This window comes from Enterobacter sp. BNK-22 (assembly GCF_048684805.1).
GTDB lineage: Bacteria > Pseudomonadota > Gammaproteobacteria > Enterobacterales > Enterobacteriaceae > Enterobacter > Enterobacter quasiroggenkampii.
Map to the genome: position 1 here is coordinate 3,672,996 of NZ_JBLQTT010000001.1, position 19,531 is coordinate 3,692,526.

Consider the following 19,531-nt stretch of genomic DNA (forward strand, 5'->3'; position numbering starts at 1 on the left):
ACGCCAAAGAACTTACAATCAACATCGCGTGGTGTCTGGCGTTAGGGCTGGAAGAGCGACGCGGCCTTAACTGAGGTTCTCCCATGAAAAAAGATATTCACCCGAAATACGAAATGATTACTGCAAACTGTTCTTGCGGTAACTCTATCCAGATCCGCTCTACCGTGGGTCACGATCTGAACCTGGACGTGTGCGGCAAATGCCACCCGTTCTACACTGGTAAGCAGCGTGATGTTGCAACCGGTGGCCGTGTTGACCGCTTCAACAAGCGTTTCAGCATCCCGGGCGCTAAATAAGCATCCAGAAAAAACCGCCTACGGGCGGTTTTTTTGTGCCTGTTATATCTCTTCTGAATAAATCACACCTGGATATTTCTATCTAAAATAATTAATTACGCATCATTGTATTAAAATATTTGTCTGATGTATTCTTTAACGGATAGTGAACTGCATCTCTCATTTCTTTAATTTTTTGCCACCTTTTAATGAGTGTGTCAAAAATTAAAAGGTTTCTCTCGTTTCGTAAAATTACACTTCGCCCGTCAAACATTCTTATTCGCCATTACGACAAGGTGGCTTTCAGGGCGCATTTACTTCGAGGGAACTGTTATGAAATTGAAGCAAGTCTTATTTGTGCTTCCGTTAATATCGTGCGCGGCGCAGGCGGGATATGTGGATTACCGACACGAGTATTACGACGATGGGCGTAACTATGACCGTGTATACATGTCACACCGCTTTGGCACCGGCTTTGGCGTAGCGGTTGAGGCGGTATCGCGCTCCGATAACAAGCAGTCTAACGACGCGCTTAATAATATGGAAAGTAACAGCAACGAATATACCGCAAGCTATCAATTTACCTGGCAAGGTTTTATATGGCAGCCGGGCGTCGCCGTTGAAATGGGTGATGACATGGCCATCTATAAGCCTTATCTGCGCGTACAGTATAATATTAATGACAGCTGGTGGACGGCGTTTCGTTATCGTACGGAGTACACTCGCCGTAATGCTGACGGTAAAGATGACCGTATGGTTTATCGTCCGGAAGTGTGGCTGGGTTATAATATTGATAGCTGGATGTTCGAGTTAAACGGCATTTATAAATTCGCCGATAACGAAGACCTGTATAACAATAAAAAAGAAGATTACGAATATAACTTCCGCGTGGCGTATAACATCGACTCGTGGATCCCGTTTATCGAAGTGGGCAATGTCTCTTCCGGCTATAACACCGCCACCAGCGACGATCGCCAGACGCGTCTGCGCGTGGGTTTAGGCTACAACTTCTAAAAACTATCCCGCTGAGTCACCTCAGCGGGATCACACCGCAGTTAGTATTCCCACGTCTCCGGATCAATACCCAGTTCACGCATGATTACTTTCGCCTCTTCCGGGATTTCGTCACTACGCTCTTTGCGCAGATCGTCATCGTTCGGCAACGGTTGACCGGTAAACGCATGCAGAAACGCTTCGCACAGCAGTTCGCTGTTGGTTGCGTGGCGCAGGTTATTCACCTGACGACGCGTACGTTCATCGGTGAGGATCTTCAACACCTTCAGAGGAATGGAAACCGTAATTTTCTTTACTTGCTCACTCTTCTTACCGTGCTCAGCGTATGGGCTGATATATTCGCCGCTCCATTCAGCCATGAGATACCTTTAATCCTCTCAGTCATTTATTCAAAGGTGCAAAACCGGTAACCACCCGTTTTGAACCGCAATCTTGCCTAGTTTACCGTAGAGACGATACCGTGGCACGGATATTGCCGCTGCAGCGTGCACTAAAGCATATAATTTTAACGGCTATTTGCGCATTGCTCAATCTATACGCAAAGAAGTTTAGATGTCCAGATGTATTGACGTCCATACTTTCAGTGTTTACTCTGGTGCCTGACTTTTCACCTCATTCGCCAGGAAGCCCTCACCATGACGCGTAAACAGGCCACTATCGCAGTGCGTAGCGGATTAAATGATGACGAGCAGTACGGCTGCGTTGTCCCGCCCATTCATCTTTCCAGTACCTACAACTTCACCGGATTTAATGAACCCCGCGCGCATGATTACTCGCGTCGTGGCAACCCTACGCGTGACGTGACCCAGCGTGCGCTGGCCGAACTGGAAGGTGGCGCAGGTGCTGTGTTAACCAACACGGGGATGTCCTCCATTCACCTGGTGACCACAGTGTTCCTGAAACCAGGCGACCTGCTGGTTGCGCCGCACGATTGCTACGGCGGCAGCTATCGCCTGTTCGATAGCCTGGCGAAACGCGGCTGCTATCGCGTATTGTTTGTCGATCAAAACGACGAACAGGCGTTGAAACAGGCGCTGGCAGAGAAACCGAAGCTGGTTCTGGTAGAAAGTCCAAGCAATCCATTGTTGCGCGTTGTCGATATTGCGAAAATTTGTCAGCTCGCAAGGGATGCGGGAGCGATAAGTGTAGTGGATAATACGTTCCTCAGTCCGGCCCTTCAGAACCCACTCGCACTGGGTGCCGATCTGGTATTGCATTCATGCACTAAATATCTGAACGGCCATTCTGACGTGGTAGCAGGCGTGGTGATTGCCAAAGATCCGGATGTTGTCACCGAACTGGCATGGTGGGCCAATAATATTGGCGTCACCGCAGGCGCCTTCGACAGCTACCTGCTGTTGCGCGGCATCCGCACGCTGTCGCCGCGCATGGACGTGGCGCAGCGCAATGCTCAGGCGATTGTCGACTTCCTGAAAACCCAGCCGCTGGTGAAGAAACTGTATCACCCGTCGCTGCCGGAAAATCAGGGGCACGAGATTGCCGCGCGCCAGCAGAAAGGGTTTGGCGCGATGTTAAGTTTTGAACTGGACGGTGACGAGCAAACGCTGCGTCGCTTCCTGAGCGGGCTGTCATTGTTTACGCTGGCGGAATCCTTAGGTGGGGTTGAAAGCTTGATCTCCCACGCCGCGACCATGACGCACGCAGGAATGGCACCCGAAGCACGTGCCGCCGCCGGTATTTCTGAGACGCTGCTGCGGATCTCAACCGGTATTGAAGATTCTGAAGATTTAATTGCCGATCTGGAAAATGGCTTCCGGATCGCAGCCAAGGGGTAATCATGAGTGTGATAGCGCAGGCAGGGGCGAAGGGTCGTCAACTGCACAAGTTTGGTGGTAGTAGTCTTGCTGATGTGAAATGTTACCTGCGTGTCGCAGGGATCATGACGGAATATTCACAGCCGGGTGACATGATGGTTGTCTCGGCGGCGGGCAGCACCACCAACCAGTTGATTAGCTGGCTGAAACTGAGCCAGACCGATCGCCTTTCTGCGCATCAGGTGCAACAGTCCTTACGTCGTTACCAGAGCGAGCTGATTGCCGGTTTGCTGCCTGCGGACGTAGCGGACGGGCTGATCAGCGCCTTCACGCATGACCTTGAGCGTCTGGCCGCCCTGCTGGATAGCGGCATTACCGATGCGGTGTATGCCGAAGTGGTGGGGCACGGTGAAGTGTGGTCCGCGCGCCTGATGGCTGCGGTTCTGCAACACCTGGGTGTGGACGCCGCCTGGCTCGACGCGCGTGATTTCCTGCGCGCCGAACGCGCCGCGCAGCCACAGGTGGATGAAGGCCTGTCCTACCCGCTGCTGCAACAGCTGCTGGTGCAGCATCCGGGCAAACGCATTGTGGTTACCGGCTTTATCAGCCGCAGCAACGCGGGTGAAACCGTGCTGCTGGGCCGTAACGGCTCCGACTACTCGGCAACGCAAATCGGTGCGCTGGCGGGCGTGTCCCGCGTCACCATCTGGAGCGACGTGGCCGGTGTTTACAGCGCGGACCCGCGCAAAGTAAAAGATGCCTGCCTGCTGCCGCTGCTGCGCCTGGATGAAGCCAGCGAACTGGCGCGTCTGGCCGCACCGGTGCTGCACGCGCGCACGCTGCAGCCGGTTTCCGGCAGCGATATCGACCTCCAGTTGCGCTGCAGCTACACCCCGGATCAAGGCTCCACGCGCATTGAGCGCGTGCTGGCGTCCGGTACCGGGGCGCGTATTGTCACCAGCCACGACGACATCTGCCTGATTGAATTCCAGGTTCCTGCGGGCCAGGACTTCAGGCTGGCGCATAAAGAGATCGACACGATCCTGAAACGCGCCCAGGTGCGTCCGCTGGCCGTGGGTGTTCACAATGACCGCCAGCTGCTGCAGTTCTGCTATACCGCAGAAGTGGCGGACAGCGCCCTGAAAATTCTGGATGAAGCCGGTCTGCCGGGCGAGCTTCGCCTGCGTCAGGGGCTGGCGCTGGTGGCGATGGTGGGCGCGGGCGTCACCCGTAACCCGCTGCACTGCCACCGCTTCTGGCAGCAGCTGAAAGGCCAGCCGGTGGAATTTACCTGGCAATCGGAAGAGGGCATTAGCCTGGTGGCCGTTCTGCGCAAAGGGCCAACCGAAAGCCTGATTCAGGGTCTGCATACCTCCCTGTTCCGCGCGGAAAAACGCATCGGCCTGGTGCTGTTTGGTAAAGGCAACATCGGTTCCCGCTGGCTGGAGCTGTTTGCCCGCGAACAGGTCACGCTTTCGGCGCGTACCGGGTTCGAATTCATTCTCGCAGGCGTGGTGGACAGCCGCCGCAGCCTGCTGAACTACGAAGGACTGGATGCCAGCCGCGCGCTTGCCTTCTTTAATGATGAAGCCGTCGAGCAGGATGAAGAGTCGCTGTTCCTGTGGATGCGTGCGCACCCGTATGACGATCTGGTGGTGCTGGACGTTACCGCCAGCGAACAGCTTGCCGATCAGTATCTTGATTTCGCCAGCCACGGTTTCCACGTCATCAGCGCCAACAAGCTGGCGGGGGCAAGCAGCACCGACAAATACCGCCAGATCCACGACGCGTTTGAAAAAACCGGTCGTCACTGGCTGTATAACGCCACCGTGGGTGCGGGCCTGCCGGTAAACCACACCGTGCGCGACCTGATTGAAAGCGGCGACAGCATTCTGGCGCTGAGCGGTATCTTCTCCGGCACGCTCTCCTGGCTGTTCCTGCAGTTTGACGGCACCGTACCGTTCACCGACCTGGTGGATCAGGCGTGGCAGCAGGGCTTAACGGAACCCGATCCGCGCGTTGACCTCTCCGGTAAAGACGTGATGCGCAAGCTGGTGATCCTGGCGCGTGAAGCGGGTTATGACATCGAACCGGATTCCGTCCGCGTCGAGTCGCTGGTGCCTGCCGGCTGTGAAGAAGGTTCTGTGGACCATTTCTTTGAAAATGGCGAAGAACTTAACGAGCAGATGGTGCAGCGTCTGGAAGCCGCGAACGAGATGGGGCTGGTGCTGCGCTACGTGGCGCGTTTCGAGGCCAACGGAAAAGCGCGAGTCGGTGTCGAGGCGGTGCGTCCTGAACATCCGCTGGCGGCGCTGCTGCCGTGCGATAACGTCTTCGCCATCGAAAGCCGCTGGTACCGCGATAACCCGCTGGTGATCCGCGGCCCGGGCGCCGGGCGTGACGTTACCGCCGGGGCCATCCAGTCCGACATCAACCGTCTGGCTAAGCTGCTGTAAAAAATCAATTTCCCTCTCCCTGTGGGAGAGGGTTAGGGTGAGTGCAGTCTTATGCACTCACCCCCATCATGAATTTCCCTCATCTTCCCTGAGCAAACCTCACCGTTATTGTTGATTATTTCTATTGACGTCCCTCCGCTTTTCCGTCATTTTTACATCTGGACGTCTAAACGTATAGAAGTTCACAACACAACAGACAATGACACGCGATTGATAGGGGTAGGGTATGAGCTTTTTTCACGCCAACCAGCGGGAAGCACTGAACCAGAGCCTGGCCGAAGTAAACGGCCAGATTAACGTCTCTTTTGAATTTTTCCCGCCGCGCACCAGTGAAATGGAGCAAACCCTGTGGAGCTCTATCGATCGTCTCAGCAGCCTGAAACCGAAGTTTGTCTCCGTTACCTACGGTGCGAACTCCGGCGAGCGTGACCGTACCCACAGCATCATTAAAGGCATCAAAGATCGTACCGGTCTGGAAGCGGCGCCGCATCTCACCTGTATCGACGCCACCCGCGACGAGCTGCGTGCCATCGCCCAGGATTACTGGAATAACGGCATTCGGCATATTGTTGCGCTGCGCGGCGATCTGCCGCCGGGCAGCGGTAAGCCGGACATGTATGCCGCCGATCTGGTTGGGCTGTTGAAGGGCGTGGCTGACTTTGATATCTCCGTTGCCGCCTATCCTGAGGTTCATCCGGAAGCGAAAAGCGCCCAGGCGGATCTGCTTAACCTCAAGCGTAAGGTGGATGCCGGCGCGAACCGCGCCATTACCCAGTTCTTCTTTGATGTCGAAAGCTATCTGCGCTTCCGTGACCGCTGTGTCTCCGCGGGCATCGACGTTGAAATTATCCCGGGTATTCTGCCGGTCTCTAACTTCAAACAGGCGAAGAAATTTGCTGATATGACCAATGTGCGTATTCCGCTTTGGATGTCTAAAATGTACGAGGGGCTGGACGATGACCCGGAAACACGCAAGCTGGTGGGCGCAAACATCGCGATGGACATGGTGAAGATCTTAAGTCGTGAAGGGGTGAAGGATTTCCACTTCTACACGCTGAACCGTGCTGAGATGAGTTACGCCATATGCCACACGCTCGGCGTTAGACCAGGCGTGTAACAAAAAAGAGCCCTCTTCGGAGGGTTTTTTGATTTATAAGGGTTTTATTTTCCTGCCATATCAGCAATGCTGCCTTTGACGTACAAAACTCATGTATTTTCCATGGGAAATTAAACGGATTTAACTATCGAATCTGTGGGTTATCTCAACTATACCTTATCAACAAGGGCGTATATCGTAACGGTAACACTGTAAAAGGGAGCATAGCGATGAGCACGTCAGACGAGACCAATAAAGCGGCATCAGTCGGCAAATGCCCGTTCCATCAGGGCGGCGTCGATCACAGCGCGGGCGCAGGTACAGGCAGCCGCGACTGGTGGCCAAAACAACTCCGCATCGATCTTCTTAACCAACATTCCAATCGTTCGAACCCGCTGGGTGAAGACTTCGACTACCGCAAAGAATTCAGCAAACTTGATTACTCTGCCCTTAAAGGCGACCTTAAAGCACTCCTAACCGACTCTCAGCCGTGGTGGCCAGCCGACTGGGGCAGCTACGCGGGCCTGTTTATCCGCATGGCGTGGCACGGCGCGGGTACCTATCGCTCCGTTGACGGGCGCGGCGGGGCTGGACGCGGTCAACAGCGCTTTGCGCCGCTGAACTCCTGGCCGGATAACGTGAGCCTGGATAAAGCGCGCCGTCTGCTGTGGCCCATCAAGAAAAAATACGGACAAAAAATCTCCTGGGCTGACCTGTTTATCCTCGCGGGTAACGTGGCGCTGGAGAATTCGGGCTTCCGCACCTTTGGTTTCGGTGCCGGGCGTGAAGACGTCTGGGAACCGGATCTGGACGTGAACTGGGGTGATGAAAAAGCCTGGCTGACCCACCGCGATCCGGAAGCGCTGGCGAAGCGTCCTCTGGCTGCCACCGAAATGGGCCTGATCTACGTGAACCCGGAAGGGCCAAACGCCAGTGGTGAACCGCTGTCGGCGGCGGCAGCGATTCGCGCGACCTTCGGCAACATGGGCATGAACGATGAAGAGACCGTGGCGCTGATTGCAGGCGGCCACACCCTCGGCAAGACTCACGGCGCGGGTGAAGCCACCCACGTGGGCACCGACCCGGAAGCCTCACCAATTGAAGCGCAGGGCCTGGGCTGGGCGAGCACGCTCGGCACGGGCGTGGGCGCTGATGCCATTACCTCCGGTCTGGAAGTCATCTGGTCACAAACCCCGACGCAGTGGAGCAACTACTTCTTCGAGAACCTGTTCAAATACGAATGGGTGCAGACCCGCAGCCCGGCAGGGGCGATTCAGTTTGAAGCCGTTGATGCGCCGGAAATCATGCCCGATCCGTTCGACCCGTCGAAAAAACGCAAGCCGACCATGCTGGTCACCGACCTGACGCTGCGTTTTGACCCGGAATTCGAAAAGATTTCCCGCCGTTTCCTGAACGATCCGCAGGCCTTCAACGAAGCCTTCGCGCGCGCGTGGTTCAAACTGACCCACCGTGATATGGGGCCAAAATCGCGTTACCTTGGCCCGGAAGTGCCGAAAGAAGATCTGATTTGGCAGGACCCGCTGCCGCAGGCGGTGTTCAATCCGACCAAAGAAGACATTGAAAGCCTGAAGGCGGAAATTGCGGCGTCCGGTCTGTCCGTCAGCGAACTGGTTTCTGTGGCCTGGGCGTCGGCATCGACCTTCCGCGGCGGCGACAAACGTGGCGGTGCCAACGGCGCGCGTCTGGCGCTGGCGCCTCAGCGTGACTGGGATGTGAACGCCGCGGCGGTTCGCGCGTTACCGGCGCTCGAAGCTATCCAGCGCACCACCAACAAAGCCTCTCTGGCCGATATCATCGTGCTGGCGGGCGTGGTAGGCGTTGAGCAGGCCGCAAAAGCGGCGGGCGTGTACGTCACCGTGCCGTTCACGCCGGGCCGCGTGGATGCGCGTCAGGATCAGACGGATATCGAGATGTTTAACCTGCTCGAACCGATTGCCGATGGCTTCCGCAACTACCGTGCGCAGGTGGATGTGTCCACTACGGAGTCGCTGCTGGTTGATAAAGCCCAGCAGCTGACGCTGACCGCGCCGGAGCTGACGGTGCTGATTGGTGGCCTGCGCGTGCTGGGTGCCAACTTTGATGGCAGCAAGAACGGCGTGTTCACCAACCGTGAGGGCGTGCTGAGCACTGATTTCTTCGTGAATCTGCTGGATATGAACACCCAGTGGAAGGCGACCGACGAATCCAATGAGCTGTTTGCCGGAAGCGATCGCGCCAGCGGTGAAGTAAAATATACCGCCACCCGCGCCGATCTGGTCTTCGGTTCTAACGCCGTCCTGCGTGCGCTGGCAGAGGTTTACGCCAGCGATGATGCGCATGAGAAGTTCGTTCGCGACTTCGTTGCCGCATGGGCGAAGGTCATGGATCTGGATCGGTTTGACGTGAAGTAACCTTTGTGCCGGGTGGCGGCTACGCCTTACCCGGCCTGGAAATTAAAGTGCCATGTAGGCCGGGTAAGCGCAGCGCTACCCGGCTTTTTTATTACTCCCACTCCTGCAGGAATCGCTGTCCATACTGGTCGGCCACCAGCAGTGCCGCATAGACCTGATCCGGCGTGACGCCGCCGGGCATGTTGTGGATGGTTTCTCCTTCCGCACAGGACGCTTCGGCGATCAGACGCATTTTGGCCGGAATATCCTCTTTGATGTTCAGCTGTGCCAGCGTGATTGGCAGCCCAACGCTGTGGCAAAGCGCCGCGACGGTTTCAATTTCTTCTACCGGCGCATTTTCCAGCACCAGCTGCGTCAGCGTACCAAACGCCACTTTCTCCCCATGATAGAAGTGATGCGCGTCCGGTACCGCCGTCATACCGTTATGAATAGCGTGTGCCGCCGCCAGCCCGCCGCTTTCAAAGCCGACGCCGCTGAGATAGGTGTTGGCTTCGATGATGCGTTCCAGCGCAGGCGTCACCACATGCTGCTCCGCCGCCAGCATCGCTTTTTCACCCTCTTCAACCAGCGTGTTGTAGCACAGCTCCGCGAGCGCCAGTGCCGCCTGGGTGCATTTACCCCCGGCCATGGTGGTCGCACCGCTGCGCGAGCAGGCGCGTGCTTCAAACCAGGTCGCCAGCGCGTCGCCAATCCCGGCGGCCAGCAGACGTGCAGGCGCACCTGCTACCACTTTCGTATCCACAATGACCATGTTCGGGTTGTGCGGCAGCATCAGGTAGCGATCGAACTCGCCGCTGTCGGTGTAAATAACGGAAAGGGCGCTGCACGGCGCGTCGGTGGAGGCAATAGTCGGCGCAATGGCGACCGGCACGTTCATAAAGTGGGCCAGCGCTTTGGCGGTATCCAGCGTTTTACCGCCCCCAATACCCAGCACCGCCAGGCAGTCGGCGCTGTCGGCCAGTCTTTTCAGCCGATCGATTTCATTTTGTGAACACTCGCCGCCAAACGGCGCGATTTCGGCATGCAGTTCGGCTTTTTTAAAACTTTGTCGTAGGGTTTCTTCGGCAAAACCCAGCACAAATTTATCGCCGACGACCAGCCAGCGGTTGGCCAGCGGTTTTAGATAGTCGCCGAGACGGGTCAGTACGTCAGCGCCCTGGATATATTTCCCCGGCGATTGAATGATACGGTCCATAACAATTCTCCCTTAGAGGTTGAGGTTACCAAACGCGTTTTTCCAGTCCTGCTCGAACTTCTCTATGGCTGACTCTACCGCCGGTGTGCCGAGCATGTGTTGCGCTACGTCTAAGGGAAGCGTGATTGCTTCACATCCTGCCAACAGGCAGTCCAGCGCCTGACGCGGCGTTTTGAAGCTGGCGGCCAGCACCTTGCTTTCCGGCGCGTGCAGTTCCAGCAGGGACTGCAGTTCCTGAACCATGCGAATGCCGTCACCGCCCTGCGCGTCGACGCGGTTTACATACGGCGCGACATATTTCGCCCCTGCGAGTGCGGCGAGCAGGCCCTGCGCCGCGCTGTAAACGGCGGTGCCCAGTGTGGTTATCCCCTCTTTTTTCAACGCTTTAATTGCGATAAGCCCCTGAGCCGTCACCGGGATTTTCACCACAATGCCCGGAATGGCGTTACTCAGACGTTTGGCTTCCGCCACCATGCCTTCCGCATCGCGGCTCATGGTTTGAGCAAACAGCGTGCCTTCCGGCCCGATGGCTTGTTGCAGGCGCGGCAGCACGTCCCAGATGGATTCACGGCTGGCGGCAATGATGCTCGGGTTGGTGGTGACGCCCACGATGGGAAAGATGCGCGCCAGGCGTTCTACTTCCGCCACGTTGGCGGTATCCAGGTACAGTTCCATTATTTTTCCTTAAGTCAGAAAGGTTGAATAAAGGATACGGCGCACCCAGGCGCGGCGAATACAGGTCAATTTTGCCAAATACTGGACAAATGTAATGTCCTTAGAGAAGTGAGAGAGCGATCACAATGCTACTTTTTGGCGATCAACTGGCTGTGGTACTGGCGTCGATATTCGGAAGGGGAACGTTCGGTGTGCTTGCGAAAGAGACGGCAAAAGTAGTTGCTGTCCGTAAATCCGCAGCGTGTGGCGATATCTTTAATTTTGAGATCGTAGCCTTTCAGCAGCTGACGCGCATGTTCCAGGCGCGTTTTTGTTAAGTATTCATTGAATCCGACGCTGCCGACTTTCTGAAATAGATGGGAAAGGTAATTTGGGGAGATGTAGAACGCTTGTGCCACGGATTCGCGAGTTAACAAAGAGGCATAATTTTCTTCGATATAGCTCCGAACGGCTTCGAACAGCGCCCGGCTGCGGCTGTCGGTGTGAATTTCACTGCCAAGCAGATCCCGGCAGTGGCTGAGCAGGCTTAAAACTACCAGCTTTGCTGTGTCTTGTTCCTCAGGCTGCATCTGTAATTCGGTGAGCGTTTGCAGAAGAAAAGCTCCCGTTCGCGGACCACGTCGGGCAACCTGGAGTTGTTGTAAGAGCACATTGTCACGCTGTAACTCGATTGTAAGCTGCTGCTTACCAAAATGTATGCTCAGGGCGTGAGGCGCGGGATACGTGATTTGTCCAAAAAAAGAAAAAAACGCCTCGCAGGGAGTGCCAAGGATAATACCGAGGCAGGGAGAGGTTCGGGGATGCTGTTCAGCCAGCGCTGAGAAACGAATCTGACCCAGCGGTAACGTGCGGTTCACCAGGTCAGTCAAAATCTGGGTGATATCGTAATGCATAAGGAGACTACCGAAATTTGCCGGGTGGCGCTAACGCTTACCCGGCCTACTTATCGTAGGCCCGTGCAAGCGCAGCGCCGCCGGGCGTAAAGCCTTAGCCGGTGTTACGCATACCTGCCGCAACGCCCGCAATCGTCACCATCAGCGCCTGTTCAACGCGTGGATCTGGCTCTTTCCCTTCTTCTTCCGCCAGACGCGAACGGTGCAGCAGCTCTGCCTGCAGGACGTTCAGCGGGTCGGTGTAGATGTTACGCAGCTGGATAGACTCGGCAATCCACGGCAGGTCCGCCATCAGGTGTGAGTCGTTGGCGATATCCAGCACCACTTTGATGTCGCCTTCCAGCAGTTCGCGCAGTTCTTTACCCAGCGCCCACAGCTCTGGCTTCACCAGGCGCTGATCGTAGTATTCCGCCAGCCAGAGGTCAGCTTTCGAGAAGACCATCTCCAGCATTCCCAGACGGGTAGAGAAGAACGGCCAGTCGCGACACATGGTCTCCAGCTCGCTCTGTTTGCCGTCTTCCACCACTTTTTGCAGTGCGGCACCGGCACCCAGCCAGGCGGGCAGCATCAGACGGTTCTGCGTCCAGGCAAAGATCCACGGGATTGCACGCAGAGACTCTACGCCGCCGGTCGGTCGACGTTTTGCAGGACGTGAGCCCAGCGGCAGTTTACCCAGCTCCTGTTCAGGCGTGGCTGAACGGAAGTAAGGCACGAAATCTTTGTTTTCACGCACGTAGCCGCGGTACAGATCGCAGGAGATAGCCGACAGCTCGTCCATGATGTGGCACCAGGAGGCTTTCGGCTCCGGCGGTGGCAGCAGGTTCGCTTCCAGGATCGCGCTGGTATAAAGCGACAGGCTGCTGATGGTCACTTCCGGCAGGCCGTACTTGAAGCGGATCATCTCACCCTGCTCGGTCACGCGCAGGCCGCCTTTCAGGCTTCCCGGCGGCTGTGACAGCAGTGCCGCGTGTGCTGGCGCGCCGCCACGGCCAATTGAGCCACCGCGTCCGTGGAACAGGGTCAGCTCGATACCGGCTTTTTCGCAGGTTTTGATCAGTGCATCCTGCGCCTGATACTGCGCCCAGGATGCCGCCATCACGCCCGCATCTTTCGCGGAGTCGGAATAGCCGATCATGACCATCTGTTTGCCCTGAATAAAGCCGCGATACCAGTCGATGTTCAGCAGCTGGCTCATCACGTCGTTGGCGTTGTTCAGGTCGTCGAGAGTTTCAAACAGCGGGGCGACCGGCAGAGCGTAGTCGATTCCCGCTTCTTTCAGCAGGAGGTGAACGCCCAGCACGTCGGATGGGGTTTTCGCCATGGAGATCACATAGGCGGCGACCGATCCTTTCGGTGCGTCCACGATCGCTTTACAGGTGTTGAGCACTTCGCGGGTATCGTTGCTTGGCTCCCAGTTGCGCGGCAGCAGAGGGCGCTTGGAGTTCAGCTCGCGGATCAGGAACGCCTGCTTGTCAGCTTCGGACCAGCTTTCATAGTCACCGATGCCGAGATAGCGGGTCAGCTCGCCCAGCGCTTCGGTATGACGGGTACTTTCCTGACGTACGTCGATACGCACCAGCGGCACGCCAAAACACTTCACGCGACGCAGGGTGTCGAGCAGTTCGCCGTTGGCGATGATGCCCATCCCGCAGGCCTGCAGCGATTTATAACAGGCGTAAAGCGGCTCCCAGAGCTGTTCGTTCTGGCTGAGCAGGCCTTCTGGTTTTGGCAGGCGCTGGCCTTTCAGGCGCGCTTCCAGCCAGGCCTGAGTGGCCATCAGCTGACCACGCAGCTTTTTCATCAGGAAGCGGTACGGCTCGCTGGCGCCTTCTTCGCCGGCCAGCGCGCGCAGTTCCGGCGTCGCTTCAACCATCGACAGCTCGGAGATCAGCACCTGAATGTCTTTCAGGAACAGGTCGGTCGCTTTCCAGCGGCTCAGCAGCAGGACGTGGCGGGTGATTTCCGCGGTAACGTTCGGGTTACCGTCGCGGTCGCCGCCCATCCAGGAGGTGAAGCGAACCGGCACGAAATCAACCGGCAGACGGTAGCCCAGGTTCGCTTCCAGCTGTTCGTTCAGCTCGCGCAGGTAGTTTGGTACCCCTTCCCACAGGCTGTTTTCCACCACCGCAAAGCCCCATTTGGCTTCGTCGACCGGGCTTGGGCGATGCTTACGAATTTCATCGGTGTGCCAGGACTGGGCAATCAGCTGGCGCAGACGGCGCATCAGCTGGTTGCGTTCATAGTCGGCAATGTCTTTGTTATCCAGCTGCTTCAGGCAATTGTTCACTTCCACCATTTTGTGGATCAGGGTGCGACGGGTGATCTCGGTTGGGTGAGCGGTCAGTACCAGCTCCAGCGAAAGCGACTCCACCGCTTTTTTGATGGTGGCTTCGTTGAGGTCGGGCTGGTCTTTCAGTTTACGAAGGGTGCGGGCAATGACTTCCGGGTTGCTGGCCGCTTCGCCGTTTGGCGAAATGCTGTGGTATTGCTCAGCGGTGTTGGCCAGGTTCAGGAACTGGCTGAAGGCGCGCGCAACGGGCAGCAGCTCATCGTTAGAGAGGTTCTGCAAGGTGGTGAGCAGCTCCTGACGACTGGCCTCGTTACCGGAACGGGAAGATTTAGACAGCTTGCGGATGGTTTCAACGCGGTCGAGGATGTTTTCCCCCAACGCATCTTTGATGGTATCTCCAAGCACTTTGCCGAGCATACTGACATTACTACGCAACGCGGAATATTGTTCGTTCATAAAAACCCAGTCACCCCATCATTTTTGTTTATGCCCATGTGAAAATCTTTTGGACATTATTTTGTCATCTCCCTTTATAAAGCCACGTAAAACCCCCGTCGTCAATTGCTGCGAAAACGGTTCAGCAAACGAATAAATGTGGGCAATTTACGAAATTTAATTCGCATTGCGTCAGATAAGAGATGCTTATGGAAATGTGACGGAGATCGCGGGATTTACTCCCCCTCACTCTGCCCTCTCCCCAAAGGGGAGAGGGTGTTCAAATTCCCTCTCCCTTTTGGGGAGAGGGTTAGGGTGAGGGGCAGTTTTTAATGCCAGCAGAAGTGATGCACAACCTGGGTAATCAGTTCGCGGGTGGGTTTGATAAAGCGGGTTTCCAGATATTCATCCGGCTGGTGCGCCTGGTTGATGGACCCAGGGCCTAGAACCAGCGTCGGGCAAAGCGTCTGAATAAACGGCGCTTCGGTGCAGTAGTTCACCACGTCGGTTTTCTGGCCGAGCAGCTTTTCTACCACGTCGACCAGTTGATGGTCCGGCGGGCATTCGTAACCCGGGATGGGCGAATGCAGTTCGGAGACCGTCAGGCGACCCGGCCAGCGTTCGCTCACCGGGGCCAGCGCCTCATTCAGCAGGCCGTCGAGATCGCTCAGGGTCATGCCCGGCAGCGGTCGGATGTCCATGTGCAGCTCGCAGCAGGCGCAGATACGGTTCGAGGCATCACCGCCGTGCAGGCTGCCGAGATTGAGCGTTGGATACGGCACGGTGAACGCCTCATAGTGGTAACGCTCTTTCAGATCGTCGCGCAGGGTCATGATGCGGCCGATGGCGTCATGCATCAGCTCAATGGCGTTCACGCCGCGCGCCGGATCGCTGGAGTGGCCGGACTGGCCGAGCACGCGCACGGCGGTAGAGATATGGCCTTTATGCGCGCGAATCGGCTGCAGAGACGTCGGTTCGCCGATGATCGCGCAATCCGGGCGAATCGACGTGTTTTCAGAGAAGTAGCGCGCGCCCGCCATGCTGGTCTCTTCATCAGCGGTCGCCAGAATGTAGAGCGGTTTTTTCAGCTTCGTCACGTCCACGTCACGCAGCGCGTCAAGGATAAAGGCGAAGAAGCCTTTCATGTCGGCGGTGCCCAGACCGTAGAGCTTATTGTCGTGCTCGGTCAGGGTGAACGGATCGCGCGTCCAGCGGCCATCGTCGAACGGCACGGTGTCGGTATGACCGGCCAGCAGCAGGCCGCCAGCACCGGTTCCGGTACTGGCGAGCAGGTTAAATTTGTGGCGAGTGCCGGGGACGGGCTGAACCTCAACGTTAAACCCAAGATCGCTAAACCAACCCGCCAGCAGATTGATTAAAGACTCATTGCTCTGATCCAGCGCTTCTTCCGTTGCGCTGATAGACGGTGTGGCAATCAGGGCGCGGTAGATCTCGATAAATGGCGGTAAGTTCATTTTCATTGTTGACACACCTTAGGTCGTGATAGTATCAATATTCATGCAATGAATGTGAATAAAAATACATTAACGTTGAGCATAAAGGAACCCGATGTTGAATACGCTGATTGTAGGCGCTAGCGGTTATGCGGGCGCAGAGCTTGTAAGCTACGTGAATCGCCATCCACATATGACCATAACCGCTTTGACCGTGTCAGCGCAAAGCAATGATGCAGGAAAGTTAATTTCTGATTTGCATCCGCAGCTTAAGGGCCTGGTCGATCTGCCGCTGCAGCCCATGTCTGACATCAGCGAGTTTACTGACGGCGTCGACGTGGTGTTTTTAGCCACCGCGCACGAGGTCAGCCACGACCTGGCGCCGCAGTTCCTGGCGGCTGGCTGCGTGGTCTTCGACCTCTCCGGCGCGTTCCGCGTTAACGACGGCGCGTTCTACGAAAAATATTACGGTTTCACCCATCAGCACCCTGATCTGCTTGAAAAAGCGGTGTACGGCCTGGCGGAGTGGAGCGCAGATAAACTGAAAGAAGCGGATCTGATTGCCGTTCCGGGCTGCTACCCGACGGCGGCGCAGCTTGCCCTGAAGCCGCTGATCGACGCGGGTCTGCTGGATCTGAACCAGTGGCCGGTGATCAACGCCACCAGCGGCGTGAGCGGTGCAGGACGCAAGGCGGCGATCTCTAACAGCTTCTGCGAAGTGAGCCTTCAGCCGTATGGCGTGTTTAATCATCGTCATCACCCTGAAATCACGACGCATCTGGGCGCGGACGTCATTTTCACCCCGCACCTGGGCAGCTTCCCGCGTGGGATCCTCGAAACCATTACCTGTCGCCTGAAACCGGGCGTGACCAAAGAGCAGGTGAGCGAGGTCTTCACGCAGGCGTACGCGGATAAACCGCTGGTACGTCTGTACGACAAAGGCGTGCCGGCGCTGAAAAACGTGGTCGGTCTGCCGTTCTGCGATATCGGCTTTGCCGTTCAGGGTGAGCATCTCATCGTGGTGGCCGCAGAAGATAACTTACTGAAAGGCGCTGCCGCACAGGCAATGCAGTGTGCAAATATTCGTTTCGGTTTCCCTGAAACGCAGGCTCTTATTTAAGGTGTGATGATGAACCCATTAATTATCAAACTCGGTGGTGTACTGCTGGACAGCGAAGAAGCGCTGGAGCGTCTGTTTACCGCGCTGGTGAACTATCGCGAATCACACCAACGTCCACTGGTGATTGTGCACGGCGGCGGCTGCGTGGTGGATGAGCTGATGAAAGGGCTCAACCTGCCGGTGATCAAGAAAAACGGCCTGCGCGTGACGCCTGCGGATCAGATTGACATTATCACCGGTGCGCTGGCGGGTACGGCGAACAAAACCCTGCTGTCCTGGGCGAAGAAACACCACATTGCCTCCGTTGGCCTCTATCTGGGCGATGGCGACAGCGTAAAAGTGACCCAGCTCGACGAAGCGCTCGGTCATGTTGGACTGGCGCAGCCGGGTTCGCCTAAGCTGATTAACACGCTGCTGGAAGGCGGTTTCCTGCCGGTGGTGAGCTCTATCGGCGTGACCGAAGAGGGTGAGCTGATGAACGTTAACGCTGACCAGGCGGCAACCGCACTGGCGGCAACGCTGGGTGCGGACCTGATCCTGCTCTCCGACGTGAGCGGCATTCTGGACGGAAAAGGCCAGCGCATCGCAGAAATGACGGCAGAGAAAGCCGAGCAGCTGATTGCGCAGGGCATCATCACCGACGGCATGATCGTCAAAGTGAACGCCGCGCTGGATGCGGCGCGCACGCTGGGTCGCCCGGTAGATATCGCCTCCTGGCGTCACGCGGAGCAGCTCCCGGCGCTGTTTAACGGCACGCCGATTGGCACGCGTATTTTAGCGTAATCGATTTAATGTTTTGTAGGCCCGGTAAGCGCAGCGCCACCGGGCAATGAAATTCAAAGATATTAAGGAAGCATGTTATGGCACTTTGGGGTGGGCGTTTTACACAGGCAGCGGATCAGCGGTTCAAACAGTTCAACGACTCTTTGCGCTTCGACTACCGCCTGGCCGAACAGGATATTGTCGGCTCTGTGGCCTGGTCCAAAGCGCTGGTGACGGTGGGCGTGCTGACCCCAGAGGAACAGCTGCAGCTGGAAGAGGCGCTGAACAATCTGCTGGAAGAAGTGCGTCTGGATCCGCAGCAAATTCTGCAGAGCGATGCCGAAGATATTCACAGCTGGGTGGAAGGTAAATTGATCGACAAGGTCGGCCAGCTGGGTAAAAAGCTGCATACCGGCCGGAGCCGTAACGACCAGGTCGCCACCGATCTGAAGCTGTGGTGTAAGGATACCGTAGGCGAACTGCTGGCGGCTAACCGTCAGCTGCAGACCGCGCTGGTGGAAACCGCACAGAATAATCAGGACGCGGTGATGCCGGGCTATACCCACCTGCAGCGCGCGCAGCCGGTGACCTTTGCGCACTGGTGTCTGGCCTATGTAGAGATGCTGGCGCGTGACGAAAGCCGTCTGCAGGATACCCTGAAGCGTCTGGACGTCAGCCCGCTGGGCAGCGGCGCGCTGGCGGGTACTGCTTACGAAATCGACCGTGAACAGCTGGCAGGCTGGCTGGGCTTTGCCTCCGCTACCCGTAACAGCCTGGATAGCGTCTCCGATCGTGACCATGTGCTGGAACTGCTCTCTAACGCGTCTATCGGTATGGTGCACCTGTCGCGCTTTGCCGAAGATCTGATCTTCTTTAACTCCGGCGAAGCGGGCTTCGTCGAGCTGTCTGACCGTGTGACGTCCGGCTCTTCGCTGATGCCGCAGAAGAAAAATCCGGACGCGCTGGAGCTGATCCGCGGGAAATGTGGCCGCGTGCAAGGCGCGCTGACCGGCATGATGATGACCCTGAAAGGGCTGCCGCTGGCGTACAACAAAGATATGCAGGAAGACAAAGAAGGGCTGTTCGACGCGCTCGACACCTGGCTGGACTGTCTGCATATGGGCGCGCTGGTGCTGGATGGCATTCAGGTGAAGCGTCCGCGCTGTCAGGAAGCGGCGCAGCAGGGCTATGCGAACTCGACCGAGCTGGCGGATTATCTGGTGGCGAAGGGCGTACCGTTCCGTGAAGCGCACCATATTGTCGGTGAAGCGGTGGTGGAAGCCATTCGTCAGGGTAAACCGCTGGAAGATCTGGCGCTGGCCGATCTGCAGAAATTCAGCGCGGTTATCGGGGATGATGTGTATCCAATACTGGCGCTGCAGTCCTGCCTGGATAAGCGTGCGGCGAAAGGCGGCGTGTCGCCTAAGCAGGTGGCGCAGGCGATTGCGGATGCGAAAAACCGGCTGGTTTGAACCGTGCGGGCTGGTGCCCTCACCCCGGCCCTCTCCCTGTGGGAGAGGGAGAAAACGGAGCCTGGCTTAGCGCCAGGCTTTTTTACGCAAAAAAAAGCGGACCACGGGGTCCGCAAAAGTTCACGTTGGCTTTAGTTGTTCGAGTTTTGAGAGAAACTCGCTGACGGTGCGGGGACGTCAAGGGTCAAACACGTGCCGCCTCGTCTAT

Annotated in this window: 15 protein-coding genes; 9 read left to right on the top strand and 6 right to left on the bottom strand. The window is 56.9% G+C overall.

The window, feature by feature from the left end; translation table 11 throughout:
• The first annotated feature begins 83 nt into the window (after positions 1-83).
• Positions 84-296, top strand: coding sequence for a 50S ribosomal protein L31 (gene rpmE, locus ACMGGE_RS17310; RefSeq protein WP_003862040.1), 213 nt, complete (start codon positions 84-86; stop codon positions 294-296).
• 312 nt (positions 297-608) lie between these two features.
• Positions 609-1,289: an oligogalacturonate-specific porin KdgM family protein gene (locus ACMGGE_RS17315; protein WP_028015662.1), complete on the top strand. Its 681-nt coding sequence runs from the start codon at positions 609-611 to the stop codon at positions 1,287-1,289.
• 41 nt (positions 1,290-1,330) lie between these two features.
• Here ACMGGE_RS17315 and metJ read toward each other — a convergent pair whose 3' ends face one another.
• Positions 1,331-1,648 carry a met regulon transcriptional regulator MetJ gene (metJ, locus tag ACMGGE_RS17320; RefSeq protein WP_003862042.1) on the bottom strand — a complete coding sequence of 106 codons (318 nt, stop codon included), beginning with the start codon at positions 1,646-1,648 and terminating at the stop codon, positions 1,331-1,333.
• Positions 1,649-1,924: 276 nt separating this feature from the next.
• On the opposite strand from metJ, the gene metB reads away from it, so the two are divergent.
• The 4 genes from metB (at position 1,925) to katG (ending at position 9,027) form a co-directional block, all read left to right on the top strand.
• Positions 1,925-3,085 (top strand): cystathionine gamma-synthase, encoded by a 1,161-nt coding sequence (gene metB / locus ACMGGE_RS17325; protein WP_420293994.1) that lies wholly within the window; start codon positions 1,925-1,927, stop codon positions 3,083-3,085.
• Positions 3,086-3,087: 2 nt separating this feature from the next.
• Positions 3,088-5,520 (top strand): bifunctional aspartate kinase/homoserine dehydrogenase II, encoded by a 2,433-nt coding sequence (locus tag ACMGGE_RS17330; protein ID WP_008501797.1) that lies wholly within the window; start codon positions 3,088-3,090, stop codon positions 5,518-5,520.
• A gap of 226 nt (positions 5,521-5,746) precedes the next feature.
• Positions 5,747-6,637 carry a methylenetetrahydrofolate reductase gene (gene metF, locus ACMGGE_RS17335; protein ID WP_024909186.1) on the top strand — a complete coding sequence of 297 codons (891 nt, stop codon included), beginning with the start codon at positions 5,747-5,749 and terminating at the stop codon, positions 6,635-6,637.
• A gap of 209 nt (positions 6,638-6,846) precedes the next feature.
• Entirely contained in the window at positions 6,847-9,027 is a 2,181-nt protein-coding gene (gene katG, locus ACMGGE_RS17340) for a catalase/peroxidase HPI (protein WP_045909122.1), read from the top strand.
• 91 nt (positions 9,028-9,118) lie between these two features.
• On the opposite strand, the gene gldA is transcribed toward katG, so the two are convergent.
• The 5 genes from gldA to argE form a co-directional block, all read right to left on the bottom strand.
• Positions 9,119-10,222: a bifunctional L-1,2-propanediol dehydrogenase/glycerol dehydrogenase gene (gene gldA / locus ACMGGE_RS17345; RefSeq protein WP_045909123.1), complete on the bottom strand. Its 1,104-nt coding sequence runs from the start codon at positions 10,220-10,222 to the stop codon at positions 9,119-9,121.
• Positions 10,223-10,234: 12 nt separating this feature from the next.
• A complete protein-coding gene (gene fsa / locus ACMGGE_RS17350) occupies positions 10,235-10,897 on the bottom strand; it encodes a fructose-6-phosphate aldolase (protein WP_069719789.1) in 663 nt (220 codons plus the stop codon).
• Between the two features lie 128 nt (positions 10,898-11,025).
• Positions 11,026-11,790 (bottom strand): helix-turn-helix transcriptional regulator, encoded by a 765-nt coding sequence (locus tag ACMGGE_RS17355; protein WP_420293995.1) that lies wholly within the window; start codon positions 11,788-11,790, stop codon positions 11,026-11,028.
• 94 nt (positions 11,791-11,884) lie between these two features.
• Positions 11,885-14,536 (bottom strand): phosphoenolpyruvate carboxylase, encoded by a 2,652-nt coding sequence (ppc, locus tag ACMGGE_RS17360; protein ID WP_045909126.1) that lies wholly within the window; start codon positions 14,534-14,536, stop codon positions 11,885-11,887.
• 308 nt (positions 14,537-14,844) lie between these two features.
• Positions 14,845-15,996 carry an acetylornithine deacetylase gene (argE, locus tag ACMGGE_RS17365; RefSeq protein WP_420293996.1) on the bottom strand — a complete coding sequence of 384 codons (1,152 nt, stop codon included), beginning with the start codon at positions 15,994-15,996 and terminating at the stop codon, positions 14,845-14,847.
• Between the two features lie 88 nt (positions 15,997-16,084).
• Here argE and argC point away from each other — a divergent pair, with 88 nt between their 5' ends.
• The 3 genes from argC (at position 16,085) to argH (ending at position 19,323) form a co-directional block, all read left to right on the top strand.
• Entirely contained in the window at positions 16,085-17,089 is a 1,005-nt protein-coding gene (gene argC / locus ACMGGE_RS17370) for an N-acetyl-gamma-glutamyl-phosphate reductase (RefSeq protein WP_048028410.1), read from the top strand.
• Between the two features lie 6 nt (positions 17,090-17,095).
• Positions 17,096-17,872, top strand: a complete 777-nt coding sequence (argB, locus tag ACMGGE_RS17375) for an acetylglutamate kinase (protein ID WP_086374972.1) — start codon at positions 17,096-17,098, stop codon at positions 17,870-17,872.
• Positions 17,873-17,949: 77 nt separating this feature from the next.
• Complete coding sequence (argH, locus tag ACMGGE_RS17380) at positions 17,950-19,323, top strand: argininosuccinate lyase (protein ID WP_063622936.1); 1,374 nt, start codon at positions 17,950-17,952, stop codon at positions 19,321-19,323.
• Positions 19,324-19,531: the final 208 nt, after the last annotated feature.

What these genes read in the sequence shown, in the direction of transcription:
- rpmE (WP_003862040.1), top strand. Translation starts at nt 84, where the DNA reads ATGAAAAAAGATATTCACCCGAAATACGAAATGATTACTGCAAACTGT.
- ACMGGE_RS17315 (WP_028015662.1), top strand. Translation starts at nt 609, where the DNA reads ATGAAATTGAAGCAAGTCTTATTTGTGCTTCCGTTAATATCGTGCGCG.
- metJ (WP_003862042.1), bottom strand. Translation starts at nt 1,648, where the DNA reads ATGGCTGAATGGAGCGGCGAATATATCAGCCCATACGCTGAGCACGGT.
- metB (WP_420293994.1), top strand. Translation starts at nt 1,925, where the DNA reads ATGACGCGTAAACAGGCCACTATCGCAGTGCGTAGCGGATTAAATGAT.
- ACMGGE_RS17330 (WP_008501797.1), top strand. Translation starts at nt 3,088, where the DNA reads ATGAGTGTGATAGCGCAGGCAGGGGCGAAGGGTCGTCAACTGCACAAG.
- metF (WP_024909186.1), top strand. Translation starts at nt 5,747, where the DNA reads ATGAGCTTTTTTCACGCCAACCAGCGGGAAGCACTGAACCAGAGCCTG.
- katG (WP_045909122.1), top strand. Translation starts at nt 6,847, where the DNA reads ATGAGCACGTCAGACGAGACCAATAAAGCGGCATCAGTCGGCAAATGC.
- gldA (WP_045909123.1), bottom strand. Translation starts at nt 10,222, where the DNA reads ATGGACCGTATCATTCAATCGCCGGGGAAATATATCCAGGGCGCTGAC.
- fsa (WP_069719789.1), bottom strand. Translation starts at nt 10,897, where the DNA reads ATGGAACTGTACCTGGATACCGCCAACGTGGCGGAAGTAGAACGCCTG.
- ACMGGE_RS17355 (WP_420293995.1), bottom strand. Translation starts at nt 11,790, where the DNA reads ATGCATTACGATATCACCCAGATTTTGACTGACCTGGTGAACCGCACG.
- ppc (WP_045909126.1), bottom strand. Translation starts at nt 14,536, where the DNA reads ATGAACGAACAATATTCCGCGTTGCGTAGTAATGTCAGTATGCTCGGC.
- argE (WP_420293996.1), bottom strand. Translation starts at nt 15,996, where the DNA reads ATGAAAATGAACTTACCGCCATTTATCGAGATCTACCGCGCCCTGATT.
- argC (WP_048028410.1), top strand. Translation starts at nt 16,085, where the DNA reads ATGTTGAATACGCTGATTGTAGGCGCTAGCGGTTATGCGGGCGCAGAG.
- argB (WP_086374972.1), top strand. Translation starts at nt 17,096, where the DNA reads ATGATGAACCCATTAATTATCAAACTCGGTGGTGTACTGCTGGACAGC.
- argH (WP_063622936.1), top strand. Translation starts at nt 17,950, where the DNA reads ATGGCACTTTGGGGTGGGCGTTTTACACAGGCAGCGGATCAGCGGTTC.